A 17,861-nucleotide genomic window follows, 5' to 3' on the forward strand; every position below is an offset into this window, starting at 1 on the left:
ATTCATCGATAGCGATTGCGCAGGGAACATGCTCAAACAGTGACATTCGCCACACAATGGCGAGATTCGGTCACGCTCTCGGACGTACGCCCAGTTCAGGCGCTGTAGACGCGCGGATTCAGCGTGCCGATATAGGACAGGTCGCGGTACCTCTCGGCATAGTCGAGCCCGTAGCCGACCACGAATTCGTTCGGAATGTCGAAGCCCACGTTCGCCACCTCGAGCTGAGTGCGCAGCGCATCGGGCTTGCGCAGCAGCGTCACCACCTCGAGCGAGGCAGGGTTGCGACTGGACAGATTGCGCATCAGCCAGGACAGGGTCAGCCCGGAATCGATGATGTCCTCGACGATGAGCACATTGCGGCCGGCGATGTCCTTGTCGAGGTCCTTCAGGATTCGCACCACGCCGGAGGACGAGGTCGACGACCCGTAGGACGAAACGGCCATGAATTCCATCTGCGTCGGAATGGGCAGGGCCCGCGCCAGATCGGTCATGAAGAAGATCGCGCCCTTGAGCACGCCGACCAGCAGCAGATCTCCTTCGGGTGCGTCGGCGGGATATCGCTTGGCGATCAACTCTGCCAGCTCGTCGACCTTGGCTTGGATCTGCTCCTCGGTGATCAGCACCGACGCTATGTCGTCCCCGTACACGTGCGCTGGCTTCCCTTCGGGTCGTTATCGTGCGAACGCCAGTGTCAGCCTGCCATGTTCGCGCCTGGCAACCAACCTCGTCCCCGGCATTCCGCCGCCGACAGCGACACCGCCCTGACCCCGCCAATCGGTGATCAGCGTGTCCACCGCTCGTAAATGCTTGTCCGTCACCGCTTTTGCGCCGCCCTCGATGAGCCAGGCCCGAAGAACGCGCCGACGGATCGCCCCCGGCGCCGTGGCGAGTATCTCGACCGACAGTGACGAACCATCTCGAGCCTCGGACAGCAATCGGTCGGCAATCGAATCGAGGATCTCACCATCGTCACGCAGCTGCGCGGCAGTGCGGGCCAGCGCCGACGCCACACCGCCGCCCAATACCTCCTCCAGCAGCGGCAGCACCTCCGTGCGCAACCGGACCCGGGTGAATTCCGGCGCACTGTTGTGCGGGTCCTCGTGCGGCCGTAATCCCAGGTCGCGGCACAGCTGCCGGGTGATCTCGCGCCGGACACCCAGCAGCGGGCGCCCCCACGGATCGTCGAACGCCGCCATCCCCCGCAGGGACCGCTGCCCGGATCCACGACCCAGCCCGAGCAGAACGGTCTCGGCCTGATCGTCGAGGGTGTGGCCGAACAGCACCGGCATACCGTCGCGCAGATCGTCCAGGGCCCGGTAGCGGGCATGCCGCGCGGCGGCCTCCGGACCACCCGGACCGTCCACCTCGACCCGGCGCACCCGCGCCGAACGGCAGCCCAGGCGCCGGGCCGCATCCGCCGCTTCGGCGGCCACCGCAGCCGAGCCACGCTGCAGACCGTGATCGATGATCAGCGCATCCACACCGTCCGCCTCGACGACCGCAGCCGCGGTGAGGGCCAGTGAATCGGCGCCGCCGGACAGTGCGACCGCCACCGCACCCGCCGGGCGGTACAGCGCCAGCCACGCACGCACGGCCTGCCGCAGCACCAGCACCGAGGTGGTCTCGGGGAGCCGCACCTGCCCGGCGACCGGCCCCGATTCCCCTGGCGTCACCCCAGAACTCGATCGATCCATCGTTGCGGTGTACCGATCTCATCGGTGCGCGGCAAGGTGTCGGCATCGGTCCACACCGTGTTGAACCGCTGCATCCCGACCTTGTCGACCACTTCGTCGACGAAGGCCTTCCCGCGCACGTACTGGGCGACCTTGGCATCGACACCGAGCAGGGCACGCAGCAGCCGCTGGATGGGATTGGCCGGACGGCGGCGGCGCTGATCGAAGGCCTCGCGGATCTGGCTCACCGTGGGGATCACCGCGGGGCCGACGGCGTCCATCACATGATCGGCATGCCCCTCGAGCAGAGTCCCGAGCATCAGCAGCCGGTCCAGTGCCGCACGCTGCTGCGGCGGCTGGGTCGCGCGCAGCAGGCCGAGCACCCCACGATCGGCCGGATCATCGCCTGCCTCATCGGCACCGCTGCCCCGGCGCCGGCGCACCTCCTCCAGCAACCGTGTCATCACCTCGTTGAACGGTTCGTCACCGACCGCGCCGAGTGTGTCGACATTGCTCTTCATGTAGTCGGCCAGCCACGGCGCGGAGGAGAACTGCACCCGGTGGGTCACCTCGTGCAGACAGACCCACAGCCGGAAGTCGCTGGGCGACACCCCCAGTGCGCGTTCGACGCCCATGATGTTGGGCGCCACCAGCAGCAGGGTGCCGTCCGGCCCGGTGAACGGATCGTATTGGCCGAGAATCGCGGTCGACAGGAATGCCAGCATGGCGCCGGCCTGCACGCCCGCCGGCTTTCCGGTGAAGCGGCCGCGTTCGTCGTCGGTGCTGCCGGTGAGTTCGGACATCGATGCGGCCGCGGCGCGAATCCAGCCGGGGCGATCGACGATCGTCGCGGCGGGCACGGGGCGATCGTCGGCGAGCAGACTCACCTCACGGACCGGTCCCTCGGCGCGCACCGAGGCCTCCGCCAGCTCCCGCACCACCTGCTCGGCGGAATAACGGGTTGTCCGGGGACCGGACGGGACGACGGCGCTGCCGGTCCGCGCCGCGAGCTGCCAGTCCACCGAGCCCGCCAGTACCGATCGCTTCGCGGGTGTGTGCTCCGCCGAAGCGGATTCGTCATCGATTCCGGTCATCTCGTACCACCCGTCAGGAGCAGCCACAATTACGGAGTGCGGTGGCGACGGCATCCAATGCCGGACGGCTGGCCTCGGGCGGCCGGTCGTTCGACATCAGCGCGAAAGTAACGACGCGACCGTCGCGATCCAACACATACCCAGCCAACGCGCTCGACACCGAGAGAGTTCCGGTCTTGGCCCGCACCCAGCCCGCTCCCGACCGCTGCGGACCACCGTCGGTGAACCGCTCGGCGAGCGATCCGGAACCGCCCGCGACCGGCAGATAATCGAGCAGCGGCGCCAGCGGCGAGGGAGCCGCGCCGCTGTCACCGGTGTTGACGACCGGCGCCGCCGTCCCGTTCGCCGTCGTTCCGGCGGCGGGATCCGATGCGGCCGCCTCGGCGAGAATCCGGTCGAGCAGCCGCGCGGGCACGCGATCATCGGTGGACAGGCCACTGTTGTCGATCTGGGTGACACCGGTGGTGTCGAAACCCGCGGCACGCAGCGCGGTCAGGGTCGCCGCGGCGGCACCGGCGAAGGACTGTTCCCCACCGGTCACCGCGGCGATCTCCCGGCCGATGGCCTCGGCCAGCACATCGTCGGAATGAATCATCATGTCGCGCAGACGGTCCCGCAGCTCGGCGGAGTCCACATGCGCCAGCTCGGCGGCACCGGCAGGCGCGGTGCCGAGCCGCACCTTCGCCGGGTCCGCGCCGAGTTCCAGCGCCAGGCGCCGGCCCGCGTCCAGGGCCGGGGTCGCCGAGCGCGGCGAATATTCGACCAGCGGATCCAGCCGGCCGCCATCGATCATCACCGATTCGATCGGCGCCCACGAACCACCCGCGATATCGGCCGGATCCCAGCCCGCCGGCCAGGCCGGACCCGAATACACCGAGTTGTCGACGACCACCGAGTCGACCGGATGACCGGCGGCACGAATCTGGGCGACCAGATCCGACAGCTTCGGGCCGTCCGGGTAATAGCCCTTCCCGTCGGCCTGCGCCGTCAGCGTCGGATCGCCGGCGCCGACGAGTACCACCTCACCGGGCGACGAACCGGCGACCACTCGCGTGGTGAGCCGTTGATCGGCGGGCAACACCAGCAGTGCGGCGGCCGTGGTCATGACCTTGAGCGTGGAAGCCGGAATCATCGGCTTGTCCGGATCGGCACTCCACAGCGTGGTCCGGGTATCGGGATCGGAGACCGATCCGGCGAAGGTGCCCAGATCCGGGCTCGTGGCGACCGGTGCCAGCGCATTCGCCAAACCCTGCCGGTCGGCCTCGGGGGCGTTCGGCGCCGCGGGGGTCAGCTGCGGGAAGGGCTTCACGGGCGCCGGCGGTGCGGCTATCGTCAAACCACCGTGCCGGAATTCCTCGGTCCACGGCCGCACCGTCACCAGGACGGTCGCGACCACGACCACGGCCACAACGGTTGCCACCACCACCGCAACCCACATATTGCGGCGTCGGCGAGAAGCCAGCCCACCGATGTTCTGCTTACCACGACCTACCACGTGACAGCTGTCTCCCTATCGACCCGTGCGAGGCGGACGCTCCCTGCCGCACGGACCACACTATCCTCACCTCGCCGGCGTTCCCCCGAACGAGCTGGCGAGTCGGCAGGCTCACAGCACGCATACGCATCAGACGAAGGAGATGACGTGGAGTTCGACGTCACCATCGAGATCCCCAAGGGTCAGCGCAACAAATACGAGGTCGACCACGAAACCGGCCGGGTGCGCCTGGACCGCTACCTCTACACCCCGATGGTTTATCCGGCCGACTACGGCTACATCGAGAACACCCTGGGCTCCGACGGCGATCCGCTGGACTGCCTGGTGCTCCTGCCGGAATCGGTGTTCCCGGGTGTCATCGTCGAGGCCCGTCCGGTGGGCGTGCTGCTGATGAGCGACGAGGCCGGCGGCGACGAGAAGCTGGTGGCGGTTCCGGCCGGCGACAAGCGCTGGGACCACATCCAGGATGTGAACGACATCCCGGAATTCGAGCGCAAGGCCATCGAGCACTTCTTCGAGCACTACAAGGATCTCGAGCCCGGAAAGTGGGTCAAGGTCGACGGCTGGGACAACCGCGCCAAGGCCGAGACCCTCACCGACGAGGCGTACAAGCGACTGCAGGAGCAGGGCGGGCACTGATCGGCGTCCGACGGCGCTCGTCTTCGCGAGCGCCGTCGCGGGACCGCCGATTGCCCGCCGCTACTTGCCGCGGAAGACCGGGCTGCGCTTCTCGAACACGGCCTGAATCGCCTCGGTGAGATCTTCCGAGGGCAGGAACGCCGCATTCCACGCCGAAACGTAGCGCAGACCGTCGGCGATCTTGCCCGCCTTGGGCTGATCGAGGACGTCCTTGATGCCCTGCACGACCAGTGGCGGGTTCGCGGCGATCTCCTCGGCCAGTTCCTGCGCGGCCGCCAGCACCGCCTCCTGGTCGGGGTGGACGTCGTTGATCAGGCCGATCTTCTCGGCTCGCGCCGCGTCGATGTCCTTGCCGGTGAAGGCGAGTTCGCGCAGATGCCCCTCGCCGATGATGTCCGGCAGCCGATGCAGCGAACCGATATCGGCCACGATCGCGACCTTCGCCTCGCGCAGACTGAAGCTCGCCTCGGCACTGGCCAGCCGGATGTCGGCAGCGGCGATCAGATCCAGACCACCACCGACGCACCAGCCGGACACCGCCGCGATGACGGGTTTGCGGCAGTTCGCGACCGCGGTCACCGAATCCTGCATGCGCCGGATCTCGTGCAGGAAATCGGTGCGCGGCGCGGCCAGGGCCTTCTCGCCCAGCAGTGGGCCGAATGTCGGGCTCATGGCCGGCAGATCCAGACCATAGGAGAAGTTCTTACCCGATCCGGTCAGTACGATCGCCCGGATCTCGGCGTCCGCGTCCAGTTCGGCGAAGATCTGCGGCAGTTCGCTCCAGAAGTCCGGTCCCATCGCATTGCCCTTGCCGGGCCCGGTCAGCGTCACGCGCGCGACAGCACCGGTGCGATCGACCTCGAAAGCCTTCCAATCAGTCATTCTTACAGCGTATCGGGGCAGTTCGCAGGCTCGGGCGCAGCGGTCCGGAATATGTCACGGGGCACAGGACGTAGTTTGGAACCGTGAGCAGTTCCCAGCGACCCGATGCCGAGGTCGCAGATCTCGGCCCCAGCGATGACGGCATCACCGCGGCACAGTATCGATCCGCCATGCGGCACTATCCGGCCGGCGTGACAATCGTCACCCTCGCCCGCCCGGATCGGCCGGTGGGTTTCACCGCCACCTCATTCGCCTCGCTGTCGCTGGATCCGCCACTCATCTCGTTCAACATCGCGCACAGGTCCTCGTCGATCGATGCGATGTCACAGGCCGATTCCGTAGTGGTCCACTTTCTCGGCGAACATCAACAACATCTGGCACAACGGTTTTCGCGATCGGCCGAACACCGGTTCACCGATCCTGCGTTGTGGTCGACGCTCGAGACCGGTGAACCGGTCCTGCACGACACACCGATCTGGGTACGCGCCACGGTGCATCGGCTGATCCCCATCGGCGATCACACCCTGGTGGTCGGCCTGGTGACCCGGGTACACGACGACACCGCGGACGAGCCGATGCGCAACCCGCTGCTGTACTACAACGGCACATATCACCGCCCGGCCGGATTGGACTGACACCCAAAGATTGTGGAGGCGGGCATTCGCGCCGGCGCGAATACGCGGCAACCCTCCGTCCGCCACGGCGCTTGACAATCCGCCACGCCGTCTGCCAGTCTCGGCTCAGGTCATGAGTGCCAGCATCAAGCCCCGGCTCGCTGGTCGGCAACCCTCCTCCGCGGTGGGGTGCTCCGGGTGACGACCTGGCCGTTTGTTCGACCGAACACGGCAAGCGCGGACTCCGATCATCGTTGCACTCCCGGAGTCCCAGGACCGAGGGATTGTCCCGATGAGTACTGCTGTCTCCGACATTGCCGTCCCCGACGCCGATTCGGCCACCGAAACCGTTGCCGCGCACCATAACCGGGCTGAATCCGGGTGCTCCGGCAACACCACCCGCGCCTGCCGAACCGGCGACCCGATCGCCCGCGTCTCCGGCTGTGAGCTCCGAGTTCCCCTGGTGCAGGGCGGATTCACGACCTACGCCAATTTCGACTACGCCGCCAGCACACCGGCTCTGGCCCGGGTCACCGACCGGGTGAACGAACTGCTCCCCTACTACGCCAGCGTGCACCGCGGCGCCGGCTACGCCTCGCGGATCAGCACCGATTGCTATGAGGCCGCGCGCAATTCGGTGGCCCGTGCGGTGCACGCGGCCGCCGATCAGGTCGTCGTCTTCACCCGCAACACCACCGACTCGCTGAATCTGCTCGCCTCCTGCGTCCCGGGCGACACCGTGGTCCTCGACATCGAGCACCACGCGAACTTCCTGCCCTGGACCTGCGGCGGCCGCCGAGTGGTGCGTGCCGCCACCACGATCGCCGAGACGCTCCGCCGCATCGAGGCCGAACTGCGCGCCGAACCCGCTGCACTGCTTGCGATTACGGGCGCCTCGAATGTGACCGGCGAGGTGCTGCCGCTGGCGGAACTGACGACGCTCGCACACGAGTGCGGAGCGCGGATCCTCGTCGACGCCGCGCAGCTGGCACCGCACCGGCGCATCGATCTGCAGGCGAGTTCATCCGGAATCGACTATCTCGCCTTCTCCGGGCACAAGCTCTACGCCCCGTTCGGTGCCGGCGTGCTCGTCGGCCGGCGCGATTGGCTCGACGCGGCGCCGCCATATCTGGCCGGCGGCGGCGCGGTCACCACCGTGACCACCGAGGATGTCCGTTGGGCGTGCGCACCTCAGCGGCACGAGGCGGGGTCCCCGAACGTGCTGGGGGCGGCGGCGGTCGCGGCGGCCTGCGAGACCCTGGCGGACCTCGACGAACAGGCAGTGGTCGAACATGAGCACCACCTGATCCAGCGACTGCGCGACGGTCTGGAAACCACTGCGGGACTGGAGTTTCTGCGCATCTTCGACGACAGCACGGACAGTGTCGGCATCGTCGCGTTCACCATCGACGGATTCGAGCCGGGCCGGATCGCGGCATATCTGTCGGCGGAGTACGGCATCGGTGTGCGGGACGGCAAATTCTGCGCACATCCGCTGCTGCGGCGGCTGGGAGTCGACGGGGCGGTCCGCGCCAGTGTCGGCCTGGGCACCTCGGTCGCCGATGTGGACCGCCTGATCGACGCGCTGCATCGACTGGTCCGGGACGGGGCCCGCTGGAATTACACCCGCGCCGACGGGCAGTGGTCTGCGCTACCGGAGACCCGGGCGGGTCTCACCGAATCCCGACCCGGCGCCGCGCCCTGCACGGTCCGAGATCCTCAGGGCACCAGATAGCGCGCGGCCAGCTCCTCCACCAGCGGATCGCCATCGGTGACGGAATCGAGCGCCTCGAGGTCCTCTTCGATGGCGATCTGGCGCGGATCGTCCTGTTCGGGGTCGGGTGCACCGTCCTCGTTCAGCTGGCGCAGCATTTTCGCGCGCACTCGTGTCTTCAACGAATCAGTGGTCTCCGCTTCGGCCATATCTTCAGCATGCCCGGCTAGGCAGGGGCCAGCCAGGTGCCCAGGGGTGTGTTGCGTACCACGGTGAACACCACGAGGGCGCCGATCAGCACCCACTGCCCACGCTGGCCGACAGTGAACGGGAAGGTCCCGTCGGGCCGTCCGCGCCAACGGCCGAACGCCCACCGGCCCCACCAGAACACCACGGTGACCAGCAGCGGTAGCAGGAAGACATTGCTGTGCACGGCATCGAGCAGCCGACCCTCGGTGAGGTTGTGCATCGCCCGCAGGCCGCCGCACCCCGGGCACCACCAACCGGTGAGTGCGTAGAAGGGGCAGATTCCGTAGGAACCGTGCGTATGCGGATCGCGGAAATGCAGCAGGACCGCCGCACCCGCCGCGGCCCCGGCGACCAGCACCGGCATTCCCGCCGTCCGCCAACCGGTCCGCGATCCCGACGGCGATGCGGGAGCCCGATGCGCGATGTCCACAACCTCACGGTAATCGGCGGCGACCGGCAGCCGCCACACTCACCGGTGCGCGGTCACCGGTGCGGTGAGCGTGCCGGCGATCATGTCGATGATCTCGGCCCATGCCGCGCGATCGTCTGCTCCCACCCGCCCGGCCTCCACCGCGCGTTCGTGATCTGCCAGCAGTGAGAACAGCACCGTGGTGAGACTGCGCAACCGCCAGTGGCGCAGGCGGGGTGGCAGATCCGACAACGCGTGGTCCAGTCCGCCCACGATCACCCGCACCGAAGTGCGCTCGTCACTGGCGAGATTGGCCGCGTCCGACACCGCGGGGTGTGTGCGGATCTGTTCGAGAAACCTTGCATAGCAGGATGTCTCATCACTGGCCCCCAGTTCGAACATCGGGATCACCAGGGCGTCCAGCAGCGCGTGCACATCGTCGGGGGCGGGCCGCTGCGCCAGCAACTCCAATCGGCGCACCTCGAGTGTCGCCAGCCGTTGCGCCACCACCGCCTCGACGAGCCCGTCCCGCGATCCGAAGTGGTACGGGATCGCCGAGTTGTTGCGCTGTCCCGCCGCCGCGGCGATATCCCGCAACGGCACCAGATATCCACGTTCGGCGATCAGCCGTTCGCCCGCCGCCATCAATCGCTCTCGGGCACTTCTCGCTTCCACGCTGTGCACAATAAGCCCCACCTGGGATTTGAGTCGAGACTCTTGACAGTTAAGAACAAATTCTTAACACTGCAGTGACCACAGCAGAGAGGACTTCGTGATGATCCTGGACAAGTTCCGCCTCGACGGCCGCGTCGCCGTCGTCACCGGTGCCGGACGCGGTATCGGTGCCGCCACCGCCCTGGCGCTGGCCGAGGCCGGCGCCGATGTCGCGATTGCGGCACGCACCCGATCGCAACTGGACGCGGTCGCCGAACAGATCCGCGCGACCGGCCGGCGCGCACTGCCCGTGGCCTGCGATCTGTCGGATCTTTCCGCGGTCACCGCGCTGGCCGACACCGCCGCCGCCGAATTGGGCCGCATCGATATCGTGGTCAACAATGTCGGCGGCACCATGCCGAACACCTTCCTGACCACCTCGCCGGAGTTCCTGGAAGAGGCCTTCCGCTTCAACGTCTCCACCGCGCACGCGCTCACTCAGGCCGCGGTTCCGCACATGCTGGACAAGGACGGCGGGGCGGTGGTCAACATCTCCTCGATGATGGGCCGCGCGCCCGGCCGCGGCTTCCTGGCGTATGGCACCGCCAAGGCCGCGTTGGCGCATTGGACCCGACTGGCCGCCGCCGATCTGTCACCGCGGATTCGCGTCAATGCCATCGCGGTCGGATCGGTGCTCACCTCAGCACTCGAGGTGGTGGCACAGAACCCCGAGGTCAAGGCGAAAATGGAAGCCGACACGCCGCTGCACCGGCTGGGCGATCCGACCGATATCGCTGCCGGAATCGTCTATTTGTGCTCGCCGGCGGGCAGCTATCTCACCGGCAAGATCCTGGAGATCGACGGCGGTATCGCGTCCCCGAACCTCGAACTCGGCCTGCCTGATTTGTGACATTCGATCGGATCGATCGCGGGCCTTTCGCCACCATCGACCGCCTCGACGGTTCACAATGATCATCTATGCACTGTGATCGACCACACATCGACCGCATACGGTGCCGTCCCAGCTTGTCGACGAAACAGTGCCCGGATGTTCCCGGGCCCGCCCGGACATCGGGCCGATGAGAGAGGTCGGACGCTATGAACTGCACGAGTATCACTCGATGGGCGATCAGAGCGGCGGCCGCGACAGCGATCGCGGCCGCCGGATTCGCAGTCACTGTGCCCGCGGGCGCCGACCCGGTGTGGCCCGGCGGCCCCGACATCCCCGGCATCCCGCAACTCGTGCCCGCGCCACCCGGTCTGGCAACCGCCCCCTGTTCGGCCGCCGCCCGGGCCTGCCTGCGGCTGTCGACCAACGAAGGCTGGCTGATGGACAACGGCCGGGTGGTCTACGGACCGACCCCCATCTCACACGGCCGACCGGGTTACGAGACTCCCCCGGGTACCTTCCACGTCGCGTTCAAGGAGCCGTACCACTGGAGCACCATGCACAACGCGGAAATGCGCTGGGCGGTCTTCTTCAACGGTGACATCGCGACCCACATCGGCCCCATCGAGGAGAAGTCACACGGCTGTATCCGTATGACTCCCGAGGGCGCCAAGGCCTTCTACGACTATGTGAATCCGGGAGACGTCTTCGAAGTCGTGCCCTGATCGCCGGCTTCCGAACCCGACGGCCCGCCGAGAATGCGCGGGCCGTCGGCGTGTCCGGACCCGAACATTTGTACCGCCGCGTTCCCGCTGGCGGCGGCCGAATAGATTCATGGGCGAATCGGCCAGCGCCGGAGAGAAGGAGGCGGACCATTTCCGATCACAGGTTGCCGGACGGACGGATCCCCGTCGTCGTCTCGGCGGAGAGTCCGCAGTTGCTCATCGATGAGGCCACCGCGGTGCGCGACTACGTCACCGCGCACCCCGACACCGGTATCGACGAGGTCGCGGACACCCTGCTGCGGACCCGCACGGTGCGGCCGTACCGCGCGGTGATCATCGCCTCGGAGCGTGCCGATCTGCTCGGCGGCCTGGACGCACTGGTGTCCGGGGAACCCGATCCGAATCTGATTCGCGCAGACGGGCCTGCCACCACTCGTCGATTCGGCTTCGTCTTCCCCGGCCAGGGCAGTCAGCGCCCCGGGATGGGCACGCTGTTCTACGAGCATTCGGCGGCCTATCGCGACAAGGTCGACGAATGTGCCGCCGTGCTCGAAAAGGAGTGTGTCACCACCGAACCGCTGCGCTATCTGCTGGGCGACGACACCCGGGCCGACGAGGTCGGCGTGCTGCAACCGGCCCTGTTCATGCACACCGTCGGCCTGGCCGCGATGTGGCTCGCGACGGGAGTGCGTCCGTCGGTTGCCGTCGGGCACAGCCAAGGAGAACTGGCCGCCGCCGCGATCTGCGGATATGCCACCCTGCGCGATGCGCTCGTGGCCACGAAGGTCCGCGCCGACTTCATCGCCGAACATGCGCCGCTCGGCTACACCATGGCGGTGCTCGGCATCGATACCGCCGAATGCGAATCGCTGATCGCGCACGATATCGGCTGGATGAAGCTCTCGGTTGTCAATTCACCGCATATCGTCGCGGTCTCCGGTATCCGCACCGATGTACTGCGCCTCATCGAAACCGTCCGTGGCACCGGACGATTCGCCACCGAGATCCGCGTCCCGTACCCGGCACACACCGATGTGGTGGCGCACCACCGGCAACCGCTGGTCGCCGCGGTCCGAGATGTCCTGTACGAGCGGAATTTCGCCGAATCCGATATCCCGCTGTTCGCCGCCACCATCGGCGATCGGATTCCGCAGGGACTGCCGCAGGCCGAATTCTGGTTCCTCAACCTGCGCAACCGGGTTCGCTTCGATCGAGCGACCGTAGGCGCCGCGGGTGCCGCCGACTTCTTCATCGAACTGGCCGACAACCCGATGCTGTCGCTGGCCGTTCAGGAGAACCTGTCCGTGGCGGAAAGGACTGCGCCGGAAGCGTCTTCCGCTGTCGCCCCGCTGGTGGCGACCTCCCGTCGCGAAGCCACCGACCTGAGCGCGTTCACCCGCAACCTGGTCACCGCCGCGGTGCACGACCTCGGATTCCGCTGGGAGACACTGCTCGACGGCGCCACCGGCAAGACCGGGTCCGGTGTCCTGCCGAACTTTCCGAAACGCAGCATTGCCGCCACGGAGTCCACGGACCATATTCCGACCTGGGTCATACCACCGGCAGTCGGCAACGGGTGATGGCGCACCGTGCCGGAAGGCTCACGCCGGCACGGCAAGCTGCCCGATTCGGATGATCATCAGATTCGCGGCCACCACCACGACGAAAACCACTGCTGTGACGCTATAGCCGATGTTCCACAAGGCCGCGGCGGCACTTGCGAACACCACCGCTTTGGTGACGATCGCGAGCACCGGGATGTCGAATGCCGCCTGGGGCGCAGCGAACAACCCCCAGAGCACGGCCGCGATCAACGGTGCGCCGATCGCCGACACAACCTTGATCGCGGTGGCATCGGCCACCTTCCAGCCCCACAAGGCCAACGCCGCCAAGGCTGCCAACTCCATGACGAACGCCAAGGACAGGTTCCCCCACCGCCACAGTTCCTGCATGCCCGAACTCCCTACGTGAGCGCCGCTCTCTTATAAGAGCGGTGTTCGCTTTGAGATTGGCGTTGTCAATACATTCGAGCCCTCGTCGAGTCAGGTTCGGTCACTCCTGGCGCGAACGGCCCTCGATACCGCCGGGGCCAGGCGACCACCCGGCAGACCTGCGACCGGCTGCCAGGATCCATCGACCTCACCGGTCCCGGAAGCGCCGGCGGATCCCGCTGATGCCCGAACCAGTCCCGCCGGCATGACATTTCGGCATCGCCGACCTGGCGTGGCTGCGCAGCACGCTGTCCGACCTGATCGTGCGCTGCCTGCGACATCCGGCGGCCTCGTTCGAGATGCCGACAAGAAAAAAGAGCCCCCGTACCGGAAGGAACCTTCGTACGGGGACTCTCATGACTGGAGCCGCCTGGGGGAATCGAACCCCCGACCTTTTCATTACGAGTGAAGCGCTCTACCGACTGAGCTAAGGCGGCATGCCGTTTCGGCGGTGCGAGTCTATCGTCTTCGTGCCGGAACACGGAAATCGGTGGATGAAGGGCGGGATCGGGGCTGGTCAGGCGGATCGGGCTGCGATCAGGCCCGCGACCATGGCGGCGACGGCGAAGCGGGGTTTGACGTTCAGTTCCAGGGCCTCGCGGCAGGCCAGGACGGCCTCGATGGAACGGAGCAGGCCTTCGGGAGGGATCTCGTCTGCCAGTTCGCGGATCTCGTCGGACAGGTCGGGGTGGGTGAAGGTCAGGGTGCGGGCGGAGTCGGTGGTGGGAGTGCCGAATCGCAGGGCGAGGGCATCGCGATACAGGCCGGCCACATCGATCAACGCCCGGTCGAGGGCATCGCGGTTGGTGCGGGTGGCGCGTGATTTCTGGCGGCGTTCGAGATCTTTCAGCACCCCGGCCGAGCCGCGAGTGGCCGACGCGGCGCCTTTACCGGTACCACCCGCCCCCAGGGCCGTCGCGAGTTCGTCGCGCTCGCGCTCATCGCGTTCGGCGCTGACCTGCTTGGCCTCTTCGTCCGCCGATTTGACCAGTTCGTCGCCGGCCGTATACGCCGCGGCGGGACGCGCGACGGCGGATACCAGCGACAGTGCGCGAGTGCGCCGGGTGCGGGCCTGCTCATCGGTGGCGAGACGCCGGGCGCGGCCGACATGCCCGCCGCTCACCGAAGCCGCCCACATCGCCTGTTCGGAGCTCATGCCGTCGCGGTCGCGCAGCACCCTGGCGATGGCATCCGCCGAGGGGGTGACGAGAGAGATGTGCCGGCACCGGGAACGCAGCGTGACCGAGATGTCCTCGGGATCCACCGACGGGGCGCACAGCAGGAACACGGTGCGCTCCGGTGGTTCCTCCACGACCTTGAGCAGGACATTGCCCGCGGCCTCGGTCAACCGGTCGGCGTCCTCGACCAGCACCACCTGCCAGCGGCCGGTGCTGGGGCGCCGCGCGGCCACCTGCACGATCTCGCGCATCTCCTTGGTTCCGATACTGAGGCCCTCGGGAACGACCCGCCGGACATCGCCGTGGGTTCCGGCCATGGTGGTGGTGCACGCATGACACCGGCCACAGCCGGGTGCCCCCTCCGCAGTGCACTGCAGTGCGGCCGCAAAGCACAGTGCCGCAACGGATCTTCCGGATCCGGGCGGTCCGGTGAAGAGCCAGGAATGCGTCATCGCCGAGGATACGACCCCGTCGCGTGCCGCCACCGCGGCGGCGGTCAACTCGGACTCGACCGAGTCCTGTCCCACGAGCCGATCGAAGACACCTGCCACGCGCTACACCCTAATCGGCGATACCGACAGTCTGATCCGAGCCGGGCGGCATCGGTCCGATACCGCCCGGGTCCAGCTACGAATCGCCGGCGGTCTTCTTGGCCGCGGCCTTCTTCGCGGTCGTCTTCTTCGCGGTCGTCTTCTTGACGGTGGCCTTCTTCGCGGCGGCCTTCTTGGCGGGTGCCTTCTTCGCGGTCTTCTTGGCGGCCTTCTTCACCGGGCCTCGCGCTCGGCGATCGGCGAGCAGTTCGGAGGCACGCTCGTCGGTGATCGACTCCACCTCGTCGCCCTTGCGCAGGCTGGCGTTGGTTTCACCATCGGTGACGTACGGCCCGAACCGGCCGTCCTTGATCACCATCGGCTTGTCCGTGGCCGAATCCTTGCCCAGTTCCCGCAGCGGTGCCGCACTGGCGGCCTGCCGGCCACGGCGCTTGGGCTCCGCGTAGATCTTCAACGCCTCGTCCAGGGTGACCGTGAAGATCTGATCCTCGGTGGTGAGCGACCGCGAATCGGTGCCCTTCTTCAGATACGGACCGTAGCGGCCGTTCTGCGCGGTGATCTCGTCACCGGATTCGGGATCCTTACCGACCACCCGCGGCAACGACAGCAGCTTGAGCGCATCGTCGAGGGTGATGCTGGCCAGATCCATCGATTTGAGCAGCGATCCGGTTCTGGGCTTGGGGCCCGCGGCCTTCTTGGCACCCTTCTTCGCGTCGGGATCGGCCTCGGGTTCGGGCAGGATTTCGGTGACGTACGGCCCGAAACGACCTTCCTTGGCGACGATCCGGTGACCGGACTCCGGGTCCACACCGAGTTCGCGTCCCTCCTGGGGAGTGGCGAACAACTTCTCGGCGATCTCCGGGGTCAGCTCGTCGGGCGGCAGATCATCGGGCAGATTCGCGCGCTGGGAGATCGGATCACCATCGGGATCGTCCGGATTGCGCACCATCCGCTCCAGGTACGGCCCGAAGCGGCCGACCCGGACCACGATGTCGCGGCCCTCGTCGTCGGCGAACATCTTGATCGAGTTGACCTCGCGAGCATCGATGTCGTCGAGTTGCTCGCCGACCATCCGCTTGAGCCCACCCGAGCGCGCCACCGACCCTTCGGCACCGTGGTCGCCACCGAAATAGAAGCTGGACAACCAGTTTCCGCGCTGTTCCCGGCCTCCCGCGATGGCGTCGAGATCGTCTTCCATGGCGGCGGTGAAGTCGAAATCGACCAAGCGGCCGAAGTACTCCTCCAGCAGGCCGACCACGGCGAACGCCACCCACGACGGCACCAGCGCATTGCCGCGCTTGTAGACGTATCCGCGATCGAGAATCGTCTTGATGATCGAGGCATAGGTCGACGGGCGCCCGATACCGAGCTCTTCGAGCGCCTTGATGAGCGAGGCCTCGTTGTAGCGCGGTGGCGGATTGGTCGTGTGCCCGTCGGGTGTGAGTTCGGTGGCACCGACGTTCTGCCCTTCGGTCAAAGCGGGCAGCCGGGATTCGGCGTCGTCGGACTGGCCGCCGGAGTCCTCGTCGACACTCTCCACGTAGGCCTTGAGGAAACCCGCGAAGGTGATCGTGCGACCGGAGGCCGAGAACACGCATTCCTCACCCGTACCGGCCCGGCCGGTGATGCGGACGGTGAGGGTGGTGCCGCGCGCATCGGCCATCTGCGAGGCGACGGTGCGCTGCCAGATCAGCTCGTACAGCCGGAATTCGTCCTGATCGAGGCGGGCGTGCAACTGGCCCGGGGTGGCGAACGTGTCACCGGCGGGCCGGATCGCCTCGTGGGCCTCCTGCGCGTTCTTGACCTTGCGGTTGTACTGACGCGGCGTCGGGTGAACGAACTCGGGACCGTACAGCTGGGTCGCCTGCGCACGCGCCGCGGTGATCGCCGACTCCGACAGCGTCGTGGAGTCGGTACGCATATAGGTGATGTAGCCGTTCTCGTACAACCGCTGCGCGACACGCATCGTCCGCTCGGAGCCGAACCGCAGCTTGCGGGCGGCCTCCTGCTGCAGCGTGGAGGTCATGAACGGTGCGTAGGGCCGACGGGTGTACGGCTTGGACTCGACCGACGTGACCTGGAAATCCGCGTTCTGCAGTGCCGCGGCCAGCCGCCTCGCGGCCGCCTCGTCCAGCACGGTGACGCCGGAACGGGTCTTGAGCTGTCCGTCGGGTCCGAAATCGCGGCCGCCCGCAACGCGGGAACCGTCGACCGTGACCAGACGCGCGCCGAAGACTCGCGGATTGGCCTGATCCGTCTCACCGCCGCCGGCATCGAATTTCGCCGCGATGTCCCAGTACTCCGCCGACCGGAATGCGATCCGCTCACGCTCACGCTGCACGACGATGCGGGTCGCCACCGACTGCACCCGGCCTGCCGACAACCGCGGCATGACCTTCTTCCACAGCACCGGACTGACCTCGTAGCCGTAGAGGCGGTCGAGGATGCGCCGGGTCTCCTGCGCATCGACCAGGTCGTTGTCCAGTTCGCGCGTATCGGCCGCGGCCGCCCGGATCGCCGGTTCGGTGATCTCGTGAAACACCATCCGCCGCACCGGAATCTTGGGCTTCAGCGTTTCCAGCAGGTGCCACGCGATGGCCTCGCCCTCGCGGTCGGGGTCCGTGGCCAGATACAGCTCGTCGGCATCACGCAGCAAGGTCTTCAGTTCCGAGACCTTGGCTTTCTTGTCCGGATTGACGACGTAGATCGGTTCGAAGTCGTGATCGACGTCGACGCCGAGCCGTGCCCAGGACTGGCCCTTGTACTTCGCCGGCACATCGGCGGCGCCACGTGGCAGATCTCGGATATGCCCGACCGACGCCTCGACCGTATACCCGCGGCCCAGGTAGGGCGCGATCTTGCGGGCCTTGGTCGGCGACTCGACGATGACGAGACGGCGCACGGCAGGCCCCCGCCCGGCCACAGCCGACGCATCGGGCCCGTCGGACGCCGCATCGGGAGTCGGTGATGCACCGCGGTCTCGTGTTGCCACCGGCGAACACACCTTTCCTGTCGACCCGCGCGACGCAGGCGCGCGGCGCGCGGCTGGGGCATGGCAGAGACAAATGTCTCCCGCCAGAGACGTTTATACCGTGTTTCGC

General features: G+C 67.4%; 17 protein-coding genes, 1 tRNA gene and 1 riboswitch. Of the genes, 6 read left to right on the top strand and 12 right to left on the bottom strand.

Going from position 1 to position 17,861, the window contains the following annotated elements; genetic code table 11:
* Nucleotides 1-95: 95 nt before the first annotated feature.
* From hpt to AB0L57_RS05080, 4 genes are read right to left on the bottom strand one after another with little or no spacing between them, the layout of a single operon-like run.
* The gene (gene hpt / locus AB0L57_RS05065) at nt 96-650 is read right to left on the bottom strand and encodes a hypoxanthine phosphoribosyltransferase (protein ID WP_364957422.1); all 555 of its coding nucleotides are present in this window, start codon (nt 648-650) and stop codon (nt 96-98) included.
* Between the two features lie 24 nt (nt 651-674).
* The gene (gene tilS / locus AB0L57_RS05070) at nt 675-1,697 is read right to left on the bottom strand and encodes a tRNA lysidine(34) synthetase TilS (protein WP_364957424.1); all 1,023 of its coding nucleotides are present in this window, start codon (nt 1,695-1,697) and stop codon (nt 675-677) included.
* Nucleotides 1,673-2,770 carry a zinc-dependent metalloprotease gene (locus AB0L57_RS05075; RefSeq protein ID WP_364957427.1) on the bottom strand — a complete coding sequence of 366 codons (1,098 nt, stop codon included), beginning with the start codon at nt 2,768-2,770 and terminating at the stop codon, nt 1,673-1,675. Before AB0L57_RS05075 ends, tilS begins: the two co-directional genes overlap by 25 nt.
* 13 nt (nt 2,771-2,783) lie before the next feature.
* On the bottom strand, nt 2,784-4,265 hold the full coding sequence (locus AB0L57_RS05080) for a D-alanyl-D-alanine carboxypeptidase (protein WP_364957430.1): 1,482 nt from the start codon (nt 4,263-4,265) through the stop codon (nt 2,784-2,786).
* 147 nt (nt 4,266-4,412) lie between these two features.
* Here AB0L57_RS05080 and ppa point away from each other — a divergent pair, with 147 nt between their 5' ends.
* Entirely contained in the window at nt 4,413-4,904 is a 492-nt protein-coding gene (gene ppa / locus AB0L57_RS05085) for an inorganic diphosphatase (protein ID WP_364957433.1), read from the top strand.
* Nucleotides 4,905-4,964: 60 nt separating this feature from the next.
* Here the strand turns inward: ppa and AB0L57_RS05090 are convergent, their stop codons facing one another.
* On the bottom strand, nt 4,965-5,786 hold the full coding sequence (locus AB0L57_RS05090; RefSeq protein ID WP_364957436.1) for a crotonase/enoyl-CoA hydratase family protein: 822 nt from the start codon (nt 5,784-5,786) through the stop codon (nt 4,965-4,967).
* Between the two features lie 170 nt (nt 5,787-5,956).
* Here AB0L57_RS05090 and AB0L57_RS05095 point away from each other — a divergent pair, with 170 nt between their 5' ends.
* Entirely contained in the window at nt 5,957-6,421 is a 465-nt protein-coding gene (locus AB0L57_RS05095) for a flavin reductase family protein (RefSeq protein ID WP_364959239.1), read from the top strand.
* 108 nt (nt 6,422-6,529) lie between these two features.
* Nucleotides 6,530-6,644, top strand: a riboswitch (SAM riboswitch).
* 48 nt (nt 6,645-6,692) lie between these two features.
* Nucleotides 6,693-8,135, top strand: a complete 1,443-nt coding sequence (locus tag AB0L57_RS05100; protein WP_364957439.1) for an aminotransferase class V-fold PLP-dependent enzyme — start codon at nt 6,693-6,695, stop codon at nt 8,133-8,135.
* Here the strand turns inward: AB0L57_RS05100 and AB0L57_RS05105 are convergent.
* Genes AB0L57_RS05105 through AB0L57_RS05115 form a run of 3 tightly spaced genes read right to left on the bottom strand, consistent with a single transcriptional unit; the run spans nt 8,120 to nt 9,447 of the window.
* Entirely contained in the window at nt 8,120-8,323 is a 204-nt protein-coding gene (locus AB0L57_RS05105; RefSeq protein ID WP_364957442.1) for a hypothetical protein, read from the bottom strand. The genes AB0L57_RS05100 and AB0L57_RS05105 overlap by 16 nt on opposite strands.
* A gap of 17 nt (nt 8,324-8,340) precedes the next feature.
* On the bottom strand, nt 8,341-8,793 hold the full coding sequence (locus AB0L57_RS05110; protein ID WP_364957445.1) for a DUF2752 domain-containing protein: 453 nt from the start codon (nt 8,791-8,793) through the stop codon (nt 8,341-8,343).
* 39 nt (nt 8,794-8,832) lie between these two features.
* A complete protein-coding gene (locus tag AB0L57_RS05115; protein ID WP_364957448.1) occupies nt 8,833-9,447 on the bottom strand; it encodes a TetR family transcriptional regulator in 615 nt (204 codons plus the stop codon).
* Between the two features lie 100 nt (nt 9,448-9,547).
* Here AB0L57_RS05115 and AB0L57_RS05120 point away from each other — a divergent pair, with 100 nt between their 5' ends.
* The 3 genes from AB0L57_RS05120 to AB0L57_RS05130 all read left to right on the top strand — a co-directional run bounded on the left by AB0L57_RS05120 (nt 9,548) and on the right by AB0L57_RS05130 (nt 12,620).
* A complete protein-coding gene (locus AB0L57_RS05120; RefSeq protein WP_364957451.1) occupies nt 9,548-10,336 on the top strand; it encodes an SDR family oxidoreductase in 789 nt (262 codons plus the stop codon).
* Nucleotides 10,337-10,524: 188 nt separating this feature from the next.
* The gene (locus AB0L57_RS05125; protein ID WP_364957454.1) at nt 10,525-11,040 is read left to right on the top strand and encodes a L,D-transpeptidase; all 516 of its coding nucleotides are present in this window, start codon (nt 10,525-10,527) and stop codon (nt 11,038-11,040) included.
* A 164-nt stretch (nt 11,041-11,204) separates the two neighbouring features.
* Complete coding sequence (locus AB0L57_RS05130) at nt 11,205-12,620, top strand: acyltransferase domain-containing protein (RefSeq protein WP_364957456.1); 1,416 nt, start codon at nt 11,205-11,207, stop codon at nt 12,618-12,620.
* Nucleotides 12,621-12,641: 21 nt separating this feature from the next.
* Here AB0L57_RS05130 and AB0L57_RS05135 read toward each other — a convergent pair whose 3' ends face one another.
* The 4 genes from AB0L57_RS05135 to topA form a co-directional block, all read right to left on the bottom strand.
* Complete coding sequence (locus AB0L57_RS05135; protein ID WP_364957459.1) at nt 12,642-12,992, bottom strand: YrdB family protein; 351 nt, start codon at nt 12,990-12,992, stop codon at nt 12,642-12,644.
* Between the two features lie 400 nt (nt 12,993-13,392).
* Nucleotides 13,393-13,468, bottom strand: a tRNA-Thr gene (locus AB0L57_RS05140).
* A gap of 80 nt (nt 13,469-13,548) precedes the next feature.
* Nucleotides 13,549-14,760 (bottom strand): DNA polymerase III subunit delta', encoded by a 1,212-nt coding sequence (locus tag AB0L57_RS05145; RefSeq protein ID WP_364957462.1) that lies wholly within the window; start codon nt 14,758-14,760, stop codon nt 13,549-13,551.
* A 76-nt stretch (nt 14,761-14,836) separates the two neighbouring features.
* A complete protein-coding gene (gene topA, locus AB0L57_RS05150) occupies nt 14,837-17,683 on the bottom strand; it encodes a type I DNA topoisomerase (RefSeq protein WP_364959240.1) in 2,847 nt (948 codons plus the stop codon).
* Nucleotides 17,684-17,861 lie beyond the last annotated feature (178 nt).

It is taken from the genome of Nocardia sp. NPDC052254, from assembly GCF_040679495.1.
Taxonomy (GTDB): Bacteria; Actinomycetota; Actinomycetes; order Mycobacteriales; family Mycobacteriaceae; genus Nocardia.

Bases quoted from the DNA above. Each gene is read 5' to 3' on its own strand.
- tilS (WP_364957424.1), bottom strand. From the start codon at position 1,697: ATGGATCGATCGAGTTCTGGGGTGACGCCAGGGGAATCGGGGCCGGTC.
- AB0L57_RS05075 (WP_364957427.1), bottom strand. From the start codon at position 2,770: ATGACCGGAATCGATGACGAATCCGCTTCGGCGGAGCACACACCCGCG.
- AB0L57_RS05090 (WP_364957436.1), bottom strand. From the start codon at position 5,786: ATGACTGATTGGAAGGCTTTCGAGGTCGATCGCACCGGTGCTGTCGCG.
- AB0L57_RS05095 (WP_364959239.1), top strand. From the start codon at position 5,957: ATGCGGCACTATCCGGCCGGCGTGACAATCGTCACCCTCGCCCGCCCG.
- AB0L57_RS05100 (WP_364957439.1), top strand. From the start codon at position 6,693: ATGAGTACTGCTGTCTCCGACATTGCCGTCCCCGACGCCGATTCGGCC.
- AB0L57_RS05105 (WP_364957442.1), bottom strand. From the start codon at position 8,323: ATGGCCGAAGCGGAGACCACTGATTCGTTGAAGACACGAGTGCGCGCG.
- AB0L57_RS05120 (WP_364957451.1), top strand. From the start codon at position 9,548: ATGATCCTGGACAAGTTCCGCCTCGACGGCCGCGTCGCCGTCGTCACC.
- AB0L57_RS05125 (WP_364957454.1), top strand. From the start codon at position 10,525: ATGAACTGCACGAGTATCACTCGATGGGCGATCAGAGCGGCGGCCGCG.
- AB0L57_RS05135 (WP_364957459.1), bottom strand. From the start codon at position 12,992: ATGCAGGAACTGTGGCGGTGGGGGAACCTGTCCTTGGCGTTCGTCATG.